15 protein-coding genes are annotated in these 14,681 nt (G+C 32.7%); 12 read left to right on the forward strand and 3 right to left on the reverse strand.

Annotated features, from left to right (window positions below; genetic code table 11):
• Positions 1 to 186, reverse strand: a 186-nt coding sequence (locus KQA_RS20590) for a hypothetical protein (RefSeq protein WP_010182553.1), incomplete at its 3' end; no start/stop codon positions are given.
• Positions 187 to 304: 118 nt separating this feature from the next.
• Here KQA_RS20590 and KQA_RS0216060 point away from each other — a divergent pair.
• The 3 genes from KQA_RS0216060 to KQA_RS0216070 all read left to right on the forward strand — a co-directional run bounded on the left by KQA_RS0216060 (position 305) and on the right by KQA_RS0216070 (position 4,778).
• Positions 305 to 874 carry a DUF3109 family protein gene (locus KQA_RS0216060; RefSeq protein WP_010182554.1) on the forward strand — a complete coding sequence of 190 codons (570 nt, stop codon included), beginning with the start codon at positions 305 to 307 and terminating at the stop codon, positions 872 to 874.
• A 319-nt stretch (positions 875 to 1,193) separates the two neighbouring features.
• Positions 1,194 to 2,174 (forward strand): ribonucleotide-diphosphate reductase subunit beta, encoded by a 981-nt coding sequence (locus KQA_RS0216065; protein ID WP_010182557.1) that lies wholly within the window; start codon positions 1,194 to 1,196, stop codon positions 2,172 to 2,174.
• Between the two features lie 153 nt (positions 2,175 to 2,327).
• On the forward strand, positions 2,328 to 4,778 hold the full coding sequence (locus tag KQA_RS0216070; protein ID WP_010182558.1) for a ribonucleoside-diphosphate reductase subunit alpha: 2,451 nt from the start codon (positions 2,328 to 2,330) through the stop codon (positions 4,776 to 4,778).
• Positions 4,779 to 4,872: 94 nt separating this feature from the next.
• Here KQA_RS0216070 and KQA_RS0216075 read toward each other — a convergent pair whose 3' ends face one another.
• Together KQA_RS0216075 and KQA_RS0216080 are read right to left on the reverse strand one after the other, a co-directional pair.
• Complete coding sequence (locus tag KQA_RS0216075; protein WP_010182559.1) at positions 4,873 to 5,613, reverse strand: hypothetical protein; 741 nt, start codon at positions 5,611 to 5,613, stop codon at positions 4,873 to 4,875.
• Between the two features lie 421 nt (positions 5,614 to 6,034).
• Entirely contained in the window at positions 6,035 to 6,736 is a 702-nt protein-coding gene (locus KQA_RS0216080) for a hypothetical protein (RefSeq protein ID WP_010182561.1), read from the reverse strand.
• Positions 6,737 to 7,215: 479 nt separating this feature from the next.
• On the opposite strand from KQA_RS0216080, the gene KQA_RS0216085 reads away from it, so the two are divergent.
• The 9 genes from KQA_RS0216085 to KQA_RS0216125 all read left to right on the forward strand — a co-directional run bounded on the left by KQA_RS0216085 (position 7,216) and on the right by KQA_RS0216125 (position 14,434).
• Complete coding sequence (locus tag KQA_RS0216085; protein ID WP_010182562.1) at positions 7,216 to 8,559, forward strand: deoxyguanosinetriphosphate triphosphohydrolase; 1,344 nt, start codon at positions 7,216 to 7,218, stop codon at positions 8,557 to 8,559.
• 26 nt (positions 8,560 to 8,585) lie between these two features.
• A complete protein-coding gene (locus KQA_RS0216090) occupies positions 8,586 to 9,236 on the forward strand; it encodes an APC family permease (RefSeq protein ID WP_010182564.1) in 651 nt (216 codons plus the stop codon).
• A 103-nt stretch (positions 9,237 to 9,339) separates the two neighbouring features.
• Complete coding sequence (locus KQA_RS0216095; protein WP_029209631.1) at positions 9,340 to 9,804, forward strand: hypothetical protein; 465 nt, start codon at positions 9,340 to 9,342, stop codon at positions 9,802 to 9,804.
• Positions 9,805 to 9,850: 46 nt separating this feature from the next.
• A complete protein-coding gene (locus KQA_RS0216100; protein WP_010182567.1) occupies positions 9,851 to 10,441 on the forward strand; it encodes a penicillin-binding protein activator LpoB in 591 nt (196 codons plus the stop codon).
• 147 nt (positions 10,442 to 10,588) lie between these two features.
• Positions 10,589 to 11,986, forward strand: a complete 1,398-nt coding sequence (locus KQA_RS0216105) for a COG3014 family protein (protein WP_010182569.1) — start codon at positions 10,589 to 10,591, stop codon at positions 11,984 to 11,986.
• Between the two features lie 64 nt (positions 11,987 to 12,050).
• Positions 12,051 to 12,998, forward strand: a complete 948-nt coding sequence (locus tag KQA_RS0216110) for a 2-hydroxyacid dehydrogenase (protein WP_010182570.1) — start codon at positions 12,051 to 12,053, stop codon at positions 12,996 to 12,998.
• 137 nt (positions 12,999 to 13,135) lie between these two features.
• On the forward strand, positions 13,136 to 13,417 hold the full coding sequence (locus KQA_RS0216115) for a TM2 domain-containing protein (protein ID WP_010182571.1): 282 nt from the start codon (positions 13,136 to 13,138) through the stop codon (positions 13,415 to 13,417).
• Positions 13,418 to 13,435: 18 nt separating this feature from the next.
• Entirely contained in the window at positions 13,436 to 13,924 is a 489-nt protein-coding gene (locus KQA_RS0216120) for a DUF6428 family protein (protein ID WP_232285912.1), read from the forward strand.
• Positions 13,925 to 13,927: 3 nt separating this feature from the next.
• Positions 13,928 to 14,434, forward strand: a complete 507-nt coding sequence (locus tag KQA_RS0216125) for a GNAT family N-acetyltransferase (protein ID WP_010182573.1) — start codon at positions 13,928 to 13,930, stop codon at positions 14,432 to 14,434.
• Positions 14,435 to 14,681: the final 247 nt, after the last annotated feature.

The raw sequence follows: 14,681 nt of genomic DNA on the forward strand, positions 1-14,681 counted from the left end.
TTTGCGTTCAATAGCTTTTGAAACTAGTAAGATGAGTACAAGCGCAATAACACATAATGCCGCAAGTACGGCTATTAGGGCTACTTTGTTTTCTTCAGAAAAAAGCGAGCTAAAATCAATTTGAGTGATATTAAATCCCATCATTACTGTGGCTAAAACTAATAACACGTAAAGGAAATACTTCATAATTGTTTATTTTATGCAAAAATACTTAATAAAAAATGAGGTTTTTCATAAATCTAAAAATTAGTTATTTTAATTTTGCGAATTGGTAATTACAGTTTAATATTCATAATCCTACATTATGTTTCAATTAGGAAAAACACTAGTCTCTGAAGATATTATAGAAAAAGATTTTGTGTGTAATCTTTCTGCATGTAAAGGTGCTTGTTGCGTTGACGGAGATGCCGGCGCACCATTAAATGAGAGTGAAGTGGAAATTCTGAAGGATATTTATCCAAAGGTAAAGCCTTTCATGCGTCCCGAAGGGATTAAAGCAATTGAAGCTCAAGGAACATCTATCGTTACCGATGATAATGACTTAGAAACACCACTAATTAATGGTGCCGATTGTGCTTATGTGACTTTTAATGATAAAGGGACGGCACTTTGTGCTATTGAAGAAGCTCATAATAAAGGCGAAGTGGATTGGAAAAAACCGATTTCGTGTCATTTGTATCCAATTCGAGTACAGGATTATTCTGAATTTTCAGCAGTTAATTATCACAAATGGGATATTTGTGATGATGCCTGTGTATTGGGAGCAGAATTGCAAGTGCCTATTTATAAGTTTGTAAAAGAAGCTTTAACTCGAAAATTTGGGGAAGATTGGTATTCAGAATTAGAAAAAGTAGCAGAAAGCCTGAGAAAATAATTCAAGGAGTTTTCAACAGTTTTTAACAACTTTTTAACGGCATAAGATAACGACTAGTTTTAATGCTAAATACCTTAAAAAGACTAGGCTTTCCATAGTTATAAACAGGGGTGTTTGTAACTTTTTTTTATTCACTAAAAAAGCTTGAAGCACTAGTGTTATCAATGTATGAACTGATATTCAGGCTTTTTGAAGAAATAAACAAGTTGTTAAAAACTTATTGGCTTATTCTTTAAAATTAACATCTGTCAAGCCAGTTTTTTTTACATCTTTGTACTACACAAACGAGCAATCAGTTTTCACCATAAATACTTAAGTAATGAGTACTTCAATAGAACCAATATTAAAAGAGAATCCAAATAGATTTGTAATTTTTCCTATTGAACATCATGACTTGTGGGAGTGGTACAAAAAAATGGAAGCTTGTTTTTGGACTGCAGAAGAAATTGATTTACATCAGGATCTTAGTGATTGGAAGACAAAATTGTCTGAAGATGAACGTTATTTTATAAAGCATATTCTAGCATTTTTTGCTGCTAGTGATGGGATTGTTAATCACAACATTGGTGAAAATTTTGTGAATGAAGTTCAGTATCCCGAAGCTATGTTTGTGTACACATTCCAAATGATGATTGAAAATATTCATTCGGAAACCTATTCATTACTGATTGATACTTATGTAAAGGATGAAGTAGAAAAGGATAAGTTATTTAGAGCACTTGAAGAATTTCCTGCAATTAAAAAGAAAGCAGATTGGGCTTTAAATTGGGCTGCATCCGATTCTTTTGCAGAACGTTTAATCGCATTTGCTGCTGTGGAAGGTGTATTCTTTTCGGGAGCATTTTGTTCTATCTTTTGGTTGAAAAAACGTGGATTAATGCCAGGTTTAACATTTTCAAATGAGTTGATTTCTCGTGATGAAGGGATGCATACTGAATTTGCAGTGCACTTGCACAATAAGCATTTAGTGAATAAAGTGCCAGAAAAGCGCATAAAGGAAATCATTCTTGGTGCTCTTGAGGTAGAAAAAATATTTATTACAGAATCTTTACCTGTAAGTCTTATAGGAATGAATGCGAAGTTAATGACTCAGTACTTAGAGTTTGTTACCGATCGTTTACTTTCTGAATTAGGATGTAGTAAAGAGTTTAATACAGCAAATCCATTTGACTTTATGGATATGATTGGTATGGAAGGAAAAACCAATTTCTTTGAAAAACGTGTTTCCGAATATCAAAAAGCAGGAGTATTAAATAAAGATAAGGACGCAGAGAAAATTAGTTTCGACGCCGACTTTTAAGAATAAAACATTCCCCCTTTTTTGGTGCATTTTTTGATGTACCGTATATAAGAATAAGAAATTTAATCACAAAACTCAGCTTTCATTGAAAGAAGTGGGATAGGAGACAAACCCCTTATTTCTAACGTAAGTTAAAACAAAAAATCTAGCATTATGTTTGTAGTAAAAAGAGACGGAAGAAAAGAGCCAATAATGTTTGACAAAATCACAGCGCGTGTACGTCAAATGTGTTATGGACTTAACGAATTAGTAGATCCTGTAAAAGTAGCCATGCGGGTTATTGAAGGATTGTATGATGGAGTTACTACAAGTGAATTGGATAATTTAGCTGCCGAAATAGCAGCAACTATGACCATAGCACACCCAGATTATGCTCAATTAGCAGCACGTATTTCGGTGTCAAATTTACATAAAAATACCAAAAAGACTTTTTCTGAAGTAGTAAAGGACTTGTATGAATATGTAAATCCAAGAACGGGGAAAGATGCAGCGTTAATTGCTGATGATGTATATAAAGTGGTTATGGAAAATAAAGAGAAGCTAGACTCTACTATTATCTATAATCGTGATTTTAGTTATGATTATTTCGGATTCAAAACATTGGAACGTTCCTACCTGTTAAAATTGAATGGAAAAATTGCCGAGCGTCCGCAGCATATGTTAATGCGTGTATCCATTGGTATTCATATCGATGATTTAGATGCAGCAATTGAGACGTATGAGTTAATGTCTAAAAAGTTCTTTACACATGCAACGCCTACGTTGTTCAATTCAGGGACACCTAAACCGCAAATGTCATCATGTTTCTTGTTGACAATGCAGGATGATAGTATTGATGGGATTTATGATACCCTAAAACAGACTGCTAAAATTTCACAATCAGCAGGAGGAATCGGTTTGTCTATTCACAATATTAGAGCGACAGGTTCTTATATTTCGGGAACAAATGGAACATCAAATGGAATTGTTCCTATGTTACGTGTATTTAATGATACGGCACGTTATGTTGATCAAGGTGGAGGAAAAAGAAAAGGATCTTTTGCCATTTACATGGAGCCTTGGCATGCAGATATTTTTGATTTCTTAGAATTACGTAAAAACCATGGTAAGGAAGAAATGCGTGCGCGTGACTTGTTTTATGCGATGTGGATTTCTGATTTATTCATGAAAAGAGTAGAAGCCGATGAAAATTGGACATTAATGTGTCCACACGAGTGTCCTGGTTTATATGATGTGCATAGTGAGGAGTTTGAATCATTATATACGCGTTATGAAGCAGAAGGTAAAGGGCGTAGAACGGTAAAAGCACGTGAGGTTTGGGAAAAAGTATTAGAATCTCAAATTGAAACGGGTACACCATATATGCTATACAAGGATGCAGCAAATCGTAAATCAAATCAAAAGAATTTAGGAACTATACGTTCGTCTAACTTGTGTACCGAAATTATGGAGTACACAAGCCCAGATGAAATTGCGGTATGTAACTTGGCATCTATCGCCTTGCCTATGTTTGTAAAAGGAGGGAAGTTTGATCATGATGAATTATTTAAGGTAACTAAACGTGTTACCAAAAACTTAAATAAAGTAATTGACCGTAATTACTATCCAGTAAAACAGGCAGAAAATTCAAATATGCGTCACCGTCCTGTGGGATTAGGAATCCAAGGATTAGCAGATACATTTATTATGTTGCGAATGCCTTTTACAAGTGATGAGGCCAAAAAATTGAATGAAGAGATTTTTGAGACTATGTATTTTGCAGCGGTAACCGCTTCAAATGAATTGGCAGAAGTTGAAGGGACATATGAATCGTATGAAGGTTCACCTATTTCTCAAGGAGAATTTCAATTTAATTTATGGGGAATTAAAGACGAAGAATTAAGTGGACGTTGGGACTGGAAAGCATTGCGAGCTAAAATTCAAAAGTCAGGGGTGCGTAACTCATTGTTAATGGCGCCTATGCCAACAGCATCTACTTCGCAAATTTTAGGAAATAACGAAGCCTTTGAGCCCTATACTAGTAACATTTATACACGACGCGTACTTTCAGGAGAATTCATTGTGGTAAATAAACACTTATTACACGATTTAGTAGAATTAGGTTTGTGGAATGATGACCTCAAAGACGCGATTATGCGTGCTAATGGTTCTATCCAAAACATAGATGGAATTCCACAAGATTTAAAAGAGCTGTATAAAACCGTTTGGGAAATGAGTATGAAGGATATCATTGATATGTCTCGCCATAGAGGATATTTTATTGATCAATCTCAGTCATTAAACCTATTTATGGAGGGAGCAAATAATGCAAAACTAACTTCAATGCACTTTTATGCTTGGAAGAGTGGTTTAAAAACAGGAATGTATTACTTGCGTACCAAGTCTGCGGTTGATGCAATTAAGTTTACATTAAAAACAAACAGCGAGGTTGAAAAACCAAGTGTTGATGCTTCAGTAGATGTGTCATTGCCAAAAATAGAAAAGAAAAAAGTAAAAATAGCACCAGTATCAACAGAGGGAAGTTTAAGCCCCGATGAATTGAGATCCATTATTGCTCAAAGTAAAGCAGGTGAAGGGGATGATTGTTTAATGTGCGGATCCTAATTGAAGTAGTAGATAAAAATCATTTATTTTTAAAATAATAGAAACCCCATTCAATAGTATTTTGAATGGGGTTTTTATTATTAATATTTTATAATTACATACTACATCCTTGTTTTCCAACACAAGCAGAAATCTCTTCAATTAATGGGAATTTATCTCCAAAGGGTATTGAAGGATCAGAAAGAATAGCGAGGATTTGTGCTTGGGCTTCATTTTGAATACTTAAGCATTCCGATGACGAAGGTGTTGGTATTTTAATATTACAACATCCAATAGGATCAACTTGCTTGATAAGATTGTCAATTTCTTGCTGTGTAGTAGAACAAAGGTCTAAAGAAGCATAAAGATTATTAAATTGATTTCTTTTTTGAATGCAATATGACTCAATTCCACCACCAAAATTAGCAGGGTTACTAAAAAGGGTAGCACCACCAGCGGGGAAATCAGGATGGCTTCCTCCTCCAATGTTAGTTGCCGAAATCGTAGCCAGAGCAGATGGGTAAGCACTAATGGAAGCTCCTTGTCCAGGAATGTTAACTAGAATTTTACAACTGTTATTCCATTTTACCCTAATTCTTTGAGGATCTAAACTAGTGGTAAAAATTCTTTTATAAGAATTGTTCGTATTAGCAAAAACACCACCAGTGATATATATATGGATGTAAGGTCTTTTAAATTTAGCAAATGATGGTATTTCTATGGAATAGGTTTGTGTGGCTCCAGGTATAGCTTTTGGTCCTGTAATATTTGAATTGTCAGCCTGCATTTGACTAAAAGAGAATAACATCAAAATAGAAGTAATGAATAGTGTAAATGTAAGTTTTGTTTGTTTCATTTTTGTTTTGTTTTAAAATGATTAAATATTTGATTTACATAAAACTATATAATTATTCGGTTGACTTTAAGCAGGTGTTTTGTTAAAGAAAAGTCAATGCCTTTTTTGTCGATAAAAGGTTTAGTTTATTAGGTGAAATAGAAGAGAATTTGCCGTATTGATAGTACTAACCAATTGGTAGGAAATAATTTGATAATGAGCCTTTAGTATGTGATAATGTCGGTATGTGAACTCAATGTTAATTTTTAAATTGTAAGTGTTTATTGGCTTTTTAGAGTAGTATATCAAAGGTTTTTTACAAAGCTGAAAAGTCGTTTTCAGCTAGAGATATAAATTTAAAGTGGATAACTATATAAATACTATGGTTTTATTGATGGGTAAATAAAACTGTAGTGTTTGTATTTTCGAGATAAAAGTTAAATTATTTACTAACAATTATCTTGTAGGAGTCTATTCTGTTATTATAGTTTATGAAATCATATTTTTTTAATTGATTTTGAGCAGAAAATTTTCCGAGAAGCCCTCTTTGGTTTGTTTTGTTATAAAGAAAAAGTCTGCCAGAATACCCATTAGTATTACCAGTTGATTTAAATTCAAGCGAAGAGGTGGAGTCTTGTAATTTATGAGGTAAATTAATGTTAATTGCAGTGTCAGTTTGTAAATCCTTATAAATCGTCTTGTATAAAAGGCGTTTATATGATTTAACGTTAAAAAAGCTCACACTTATATCTTGGCTTTTGTCTATACTGTCTAATTCATTTATTGTTTCAGTCTCAAAATTAGTAGTAAATTGAGAATGCTCCTCAGCAGTGTCAAATACATAGAAATCTATTTTTTTGGTATAGTAATTCCTAATTTCATTAATGAAAAAGAATGTAGGGTTTTTTATTAAGTTACTCAGTGTTTTGTTTTTTTTGATTTTATTTTTTGAATAAGTCTTGCCTTTGTAAATTACATTATCAAATTCGATAGACTGTTTTTTAGTTGAGATGTCTATAGATTGTTTGTTGTTATTGTGATGTCCTTTTTTTATGCTATTTGTTGAGTTTCTACTTTTTTCAAATGAAGAAAAGAGAAACGAAAAGGCGACTATAAAAGCAGATAAATAATTTGAGTTTTTCATTTAAGTTAGTGTTTGTTCATAATTATAACGCTTTATTAAGTAAATACCCTACCGGTATTATTTAATAAAATTTTAAAAATGAGTTTGTTATGTGTTGGTGTGAGTTTAATTTTAATGTAAGAAGAGTATAGTTGTCATAGTAATTTTAGGGTGCTATATCTAAATAACTTCTCAAAAAAATAAGTCTAGCTTGCTTATTTAAGCTATTTTTGAATGAGAATAAATCTAATATAAAGAGGTAAACCAGGATGGCGAAATACTATGTTATTGTGAGTGTTTATTGTGTTGTAAATAAGGTGTTTAATATTGGGTTGAAAAGTGTGATATTAGGTTTTACTAAGATTTCATGCAGAATAAATTTCCTGAAACATAATTCACATTCAAGGTCATTTGGAAGATACAATGCGAAATTCTTGCCCGTAAATCCTGTAGCATATCAATCTGTATTAGATGAGTGATTATAATTATAGAGTAATATGATGAATTGGGAACAACTTCTTTCACTAAAAAGGCAAGGAGATACAAATAAAAGATTAAGAAAAGAACAAGATGAAACGCGTTTAGGTTTTGAGGTAGACTATGATCGTATCATTTTTTCACCGGCCTTTCGTAGTTTGCAGGACAAAACGCAAGTAATTCCCTTATCAAAAACAAGTTTTGTACATACGCGTTTAACACATAGCTTGGAAGTTTCCGTTGTGGGGCGTTCTTTAGGAAGAATAGTAGGAAAAAAAATAATAGAAAAATACCCTTCTTTAAAAACTACCCACGGCTATCAGTTTAATGATTTTGGAGCTATAGTTGCAGCAGCGGCACTATCGCATGATATTGGAAATCCACCTTTTGGACATTCGGGTGAAAAGGCTATAGGGGAATATTTTAAGTCCGGTAAAGGGGCGCAATATCAAAAAGAGCTTACACCAAAGCAATATATGGATTTGGTGAAATTTGAAGGAAACGCAAATGGATTTAAAATTTTAAATGAAACCAAACTAGGAATCGAAGGCGGTTTACGCTTGTCTTATGCGACTTTAGGGGCTTTTTTAAAATACCCAAAAGCATCACTTCCTCATAAACCAACATCGCATATAGCACACAAAAAGTATGGTTATTTCCAAAGCGAAGCTACTTTTTTTAATGATTTAGCCAATGAATTGGGAATGATAGCACATGAGGTGGAGGGTGAAATTTGTTATCATCGTCATCCATTAACCTTTTTAGTCGAAGCGGCCGACGATATTTGTTATACTATAATTGATTTTGAAGATGGGATTAATCTAGGGCTAGTCGATGAAGATTATGCCTTAGAATATTTGATCAAACTAGTAAAGGATAGTATAAATGTAAAAAAGTATCATGCATTAACAACCAAGGCAGAACGTTTAAGTTATTTGAGAGCATTAGCAATAGGTGCTTTAATTAATGAAGCCGCAACTATTTTTTTAGAAAATGAAGCAGCTATTTTATCTGGGACATTTACGACGGACTTATTAAGTAAAAGCAAGTATAATGCTCAAATAAGTGATATTATAAAAATTAGTGTCGAAAAAATTTATCAAAGTCATGAGGTGGTGGAAAAAGAAATTGCGGGCTATCAAATTTTAAATACATTATTAGATGTGTATTGTAAAGCAACTCATAACTACCATGCTCAAAATCAAACGGCCTATGATAAACTTATTTTAAAAGCAGAAGGAGCACATTTCGATTATAAAAATGAGGATGTATATTTGCGTTTAATAAGTATAAGCCAGTATGTGGCGAGTTTAACTGATGGGAGTGCATTAGAAAAATTTAAAAAAGTAAAAGGATTAAGTGTTTAGTCTGATTAAAAAACAAAATAGGTATTATGGAAAGGGAAAATCAGTACACAAAATACTATAAAAATCATACTTCTGTAGAATTAAAAGAAATAACAAAGCGAAAGGAGGATTATCATGATGAAGCCAGATTAGCTGCGTTTTTAGAATTACAGAGTAGGGAAGAATCATTGTCGGAACAAGAATTGACCGAAATAGAACAGCTAAAAGCAAGTTTAATTAAAATAAGAGAGAAAGAAAAAAGCGAGAAAAGGGATCTAATTAATTCGGAAAGTCAATCATCTTCACAGTCAATAATCCCAAATTTATATTCGCCAACAGCAATTTTGGGGTTTACTATTCTTTTTTCGGTTTTATTCGGAGGGGTTTTAATGTTTCTTAATTTGCGTAGTTTAAATAAAAAAGCAACCGCAACAAATGTGTTGTTGATTACTATAGGTTTTATGTTGTTAGGGGGAGTTGTAGCTCAATTTAGCGGAATGAATCAATGGTTAATTATGTTAACTAATGTTGTTGGCGGAATTGTGTTAATTGAATTTTTTTGGAAAAAACATATAGGTAATATCACTAAATTTAACAGAAAATCAATTTTAAAACCTGCAATTATTTCTTTACTAATTTCCTTGGGGATAGCTTATTTTTATGCGCTAGTATTGCAAGGTAGTATGCCAGAGATGTAGTAAAAAGTTGTACGAATTTATACTAAATAAGTAGGGTAAATTCACTTAAAATTGTTTATGGTATAATAATTGTATGTAATTTGTTAACTAAATTCTAAACGTTATGAGAACAAGAATGCTAACATTATTAGGTTTTCTTACCTTTTGTATATTATCTGCTCAGGATTCGAAACCTTTAGTCGAAGATCAAAATCCAAACTACAAAGTAGCTATGGATAAATATATGGAAAGCCCAAAGGAATATACGTTGTTACAATCAACTACAGTTCAAGAAACTTACAAGGCAATCGATCCATTAGAGGAAAAACGAGAATTACGCTCTCAACGAAGACAATTCAGTGCGCAACGACCTTATTGGAGACATCAACGCAGATTAGAGCGTATCAAAAATACACGTTATTACGAAAGTTATGATAATGGTTTCTTCAACAACAGAGGTTTTTATAATTACGGATATAGAAATAATAATTTCATAGGAAGAAATCAACGATTCAGAAATTACAACTATTTAGGATTAGGAGGAGGATTATTAGGTTTAGGTCTTTTAGGATCTTGCTTAATAGACTAAAATAAATAAATTTAAATTTTTAAGATATACAATCAATAAAACACAAATGAAAAAATCAATAATAACCTTAGTAGTTGCTGTATTTAGTTTATCATTTATTACCACATCTTGTTCTCGTAAAATTACCCGTGTAGCCACAGATACTACTATTGATATTAGTGGGCGTTGGAACGATACCGATTCGCGCCTTGCGGCAGAAGAATTATCGGAAGAAATATTAACCGGAAATTGGATCACCGATTTTGTGCAACAAAATGGGAAAAAACCTGTAATGATCGTAGGCTTAGTACGTAATAAATCACATGAGCATATTGAGAGTGAAACCTTTATCAAGGATATTGAAAAAGCATTAATCAAGCGTCAAAAAGCACGTATAGTACAAGGAGGAAAAATGCGCGAAGAAATAAGAGCAGAACGTGGAGATCAACAAAATAATTCATCGGTATCAACAATGAAAAAGTTTGGTTTGGAAACAGGAGCGGATTATATGTTACAAGGAAATATCAATTCTATTGTGGATGCGCATAAGAAAGAAAAAGTAGTATACTATCAAATTGATCTTGAATTAACACATATGCAAACAAACGAAAAAGTTTGGATTGGTGATAAAAAAATTAAAAAGTTTGTAAAAAACTAAAATTGATTTTTGAGTATATGTGGCAATTTTACCTGTAAATACTATAAGTAAATATGCTCATAAAAAAATAAGGGCTTTCTTAGGAAGGCCTTTTCTATATCAATTATAAAATAATAACTTTTTTCAATACAAAAGAAGGCACTTCTAATGGGTTTTAAATTTTCATCTGTAATTTCTTGGACATTAATTTTTGTAATGTTTTTGGTTACTAGTAGTTGTGCAACCTACAATTCCAAAAGTATTGCTTTTCAAACCAAATTACAAGAGGGTGATATTGATGCAGCAATAGCATCAATTGAAAAAAATAAGTTCTTGTTAAAAGGGAGAAATAAATTGCTTTACCTTCTAGAAAAAGGAAAGTTATCCTATTTAAAAGGAGATTACAAGACAAGTAATTTGTTGTTTAACGAGGCAGATGATTTAATTGAATCTAATGCAACTTCTACAGGAAATCAAATTTTAGGCACCTTATTAAATCCAGAAAAAGAAACCTACAAAGGGGAAGATTTTGAAAAAGTGGCTATTCATTATTACAAGGCTTTAAATTATGCTTTTTTAAATCAGTACGATGAAGCTTTAGTGGAAGCAAAGCGAATCAATCTTCAATTACTTAAGTTTAACGAAAAATATCCCAAAGGGAAAAAGAATCGATATAAGGATGATGCTTTTGCGCATAACTTGCAAGGCCTACTTTATGAAGCATCAGGTGATATAAATAATGCGTTTATAGCTTATCGAAATGCAGTCGATTTATATTTGCAAAACAATGGAACTTATATGGGAGTTTCTGTGCCCGATCAGTTAAAACAGGATGTGTTAAGAACAGCAAGTAGTATGGGGTTTACGGATCAAGTACTACGATATGAAAAAAAACTAAACACAAAATATAAACCACTCTCAAAAAATAATAGTGAAGTAGTCGTTTTTTGGGAAAATGGATTAGTGCCCTATAAGGATCAAACTTTTTTTACATTTACGGTCTTGCCTGGGAATAATGTGGGTTATGTTACTGTTGTAAATGAAGAGTTAGGAATTGATTTGCCTTTGCCAATTAACACTGGGGGTGATAATAAATCTGATTTTTCTGATTTAGATGTATTTAATGTCGCCTTTCCTAAATACGTTTCTCGAAACGCTTTTTACAATAAGGCGTCACTTGAGTTAAGTGGGAAATCATATGATATGCAATTAGTCGAAAATTATGAAGCCATAGCGATAACCACTTTAAAAGATCGAAGATTTCGCGAAATAGGTAAGGCAGCACTAAGGTTAGCGGCAAAAAAGGTGTCACAATATGCACTCAAAAATCAAAATGAAGATCTAGGAGCGCTGCTGGGAATTTTTAATGCAATTACCGAAGGGGCGGATACCCGTAATTGGCAAAGCTTACCAAGTCACATTTATTATTCAAGATTGCCATTGGCAAAAGGGGAAAACAAAGTGATATTTAAATCTGGGAACGCAGAAATAAATCAAGAAATAAAAGTTGAGTCAAGAAAAGGATTGCAGTTTAAAAAAGTAGTTACACCTAAAGTTTATAGGTAGTGTGAAGCTTTTTCTTGTTAAAAAATAAAATAGTATTCTACATAAATTAGTATTTTTACAGATTATGAAAATACTACACTTAGATAACAACCACCCATTACTTCAGCAACAACTTCAAAATGCTGGACATATAAATGAAGAGGATTACACATCATCTAAATCTGATATTGAAAAAAAGATAGCACACTATGATGGAATTGTAATTCGTAGTCGCTTTAACATTGATGCTCAGTTTTTAGACGCAGCACACAATCTTAAATTTATAGCAAGAGTAGGTGCAGGTTTAGAAAGTATTGATCTAGATTATGCTGCTAAAAAAAATGTACAGTTATTTTCAGCACCCGAAGGCAACAGAAATGCAGTAGCCGAACATACATTGGGAATGATTTTAAGTTTATTTAATAAGTTGAATGTGGCAAACAGTCAAGTAAAAAGTGGGCAATGGTTGCGAGAGGCTAATCGGGGAATTGAACTAGATGGACTAACGGTTGGATTAATTGGTTATGGGAATATGGGTAAAGCTTTCGCTAAGAAGTTAAGAGGCTTTAACGTAGAAGTGATATGTTATGATATCAAGGATGATGTCGATGATAGTAATGCAGAACAAGTTGATTTGGAAGAATTATTCGAAAAAACAGATGTATTAAGTTTGCATACGCCATGGACATCGTTAACAAATAAAATGATAGATGCCGATTTTATATCTAAATTTAAAAAACCATTTTGGCTAGTTAACACGGCAAGAGGAAAAAGTGTAGTTACTGAGGATTTAGTAGCGGCTTTAAAAACAGGAAAAATAAAAGGCGCTGGCTTAGATGTGTTGGAGTATGAGAAGTTATCTTTTGAAAATTTATTCGCAACTCCGGATCAAATGCCATCAGCTTTCCAGGAATTGTTAAATTTTGACAATGTATTATTAAGTCCTCATGTTGCAGGTTGGACAGTTCAAAGTAAAGAAAAATTAGCGCAAACTATTGTAAATAAAATCTTAGGAGCATTCGATACATTATAAGTGATTCTTTATCACCAATAATTGAGGGTGTAATAAAAATATTTTTTAAGAAAAAAGACGTTAAAATTTAACAAAAAAAGAAAGGCTATCTTTCTTAATGGGTATTGAAAATTAATATCTATTTATTAAATTGCAGTATGTCCGGAGCTATTGAACAACTAGAAACTACGCCAGAATCATTAGACTACTTTGATGAAAACAGAAGGGTGATATCAGCAATATTGGCAGTATTAGTTGGGGGTTTGGGAATTCATAAGTTTTACTTGGGATATACCAAGGCTGGATTTTGGCAACTTCTTTTGTTTTTTGTCTTTGGAATAAGTGTTTTAATAGCGCTTATTGAGGCGATTAATTATTTGTCAAAAACAGATGAGGAGTTCTATGAAATCTATATAAAAAATAAAAAGACTTGGTTTTAAAAGATAAATAATTGATTAATGATGACAATAAAAGAATTTATAGACACACTTTCTGCAAACTCCAAAAAAGAATTACTTTTTGAATATGCACCAGGAATGTTGGTTGGAGCAAATTACCACATAACAGAGGTAAAAAGTATTCATGTAGCTAGTGTTGATTGTGGTGGGCAGTCAGATAATTGGGATGAAACCATTATTCAGTTATGGGAAAGCCCAGATGAATTGGGTAAAAAAGATTATATGACTGTTGAAAAAGCCCTGCAAATTTTGCAACGTGTTTCAAAAGTAAAAGCATTCAAATTATCATCGTTAGCTAAAATTGAATACAGCAATGCGCAATTTCATACAGCAAACCTCGATGTAGTAGGGGTAAAGGTAAATGAAAGCCAATTAATACTTTCTTTGCATGTGCCTTCAACAGATTGTAAAGCCAAAGAATTATGTGGAGTGCCAGAACCATTAGCGGCAGAAGTGAATAGTTGTGCACCTGGAGGAGGTTGTTGTTAATTCATGGGTGTACAAGGGATACAAATACGAAAATTAACACATCTGGATTGGTGCTGCATATCTAAAATATATGAAGAAGGGCTAGATACGGGTATTGCTTCTTTTGAAACAGGAGTGCCATCCTGGGAAGACTGGAATCAAGCACATGATGCTCAATGTCGTCTAGTGGTCAGTTTAAATAATCAAGTGGTAGCCTATGCAGCTTTGCTGCCAGTTTCTAAAAGACCTCAATTTAATGGAGTGGCAGAAGTACGTATATATGTAGCCGCTGGTTATCGAGGAATAGGAGTTGGTAGTAAATTGTTAAAACAGTTAATACGTAACAGTGAGGTTTTTGGTTATTGGACATTGCAAGTTTCCATTTTTAAAGAAAATGTATCTGCTTTAATGTTATGCAAAAAAATGGGTTTTATTGAAGTAGGAACACGTGTGAAATTGGCAAAAAGGAATGATAAATGGTATGATGTGGAAATGTTGGAACGGAGAAGTGTTGTTGTAGGCGTAGATTAATGAGGAGTAATTGTTAAATGCTGTACAATATATTATATGTGTTTTTTAGTGTAACTGTATGTTGCAATCAGGTGTTCTTTGTTAAATGAAGTTGGAATTATGACTTATTGTCAAGTTTTAAATTAAAATTTTGATTTTTTATAGTGAGTTAATCACTGGGTTTTCAGGGCTTAGTAATAAATTTTAAAAAAACCACAAAAAAGATAGTTGTTAGTTTAGAAAAGCGTTGTATATTTGCACCCCGCTA

The organism is Aquimarina agarilytica ZC1 (assembly GCF_000255455.1).
Lineage (GTDB): Bacteria > Bacteroidota > Bacteroidia > Flavobacteriales > Flavobacteriaceae > Aquimarina > Aquimarina agarilytica.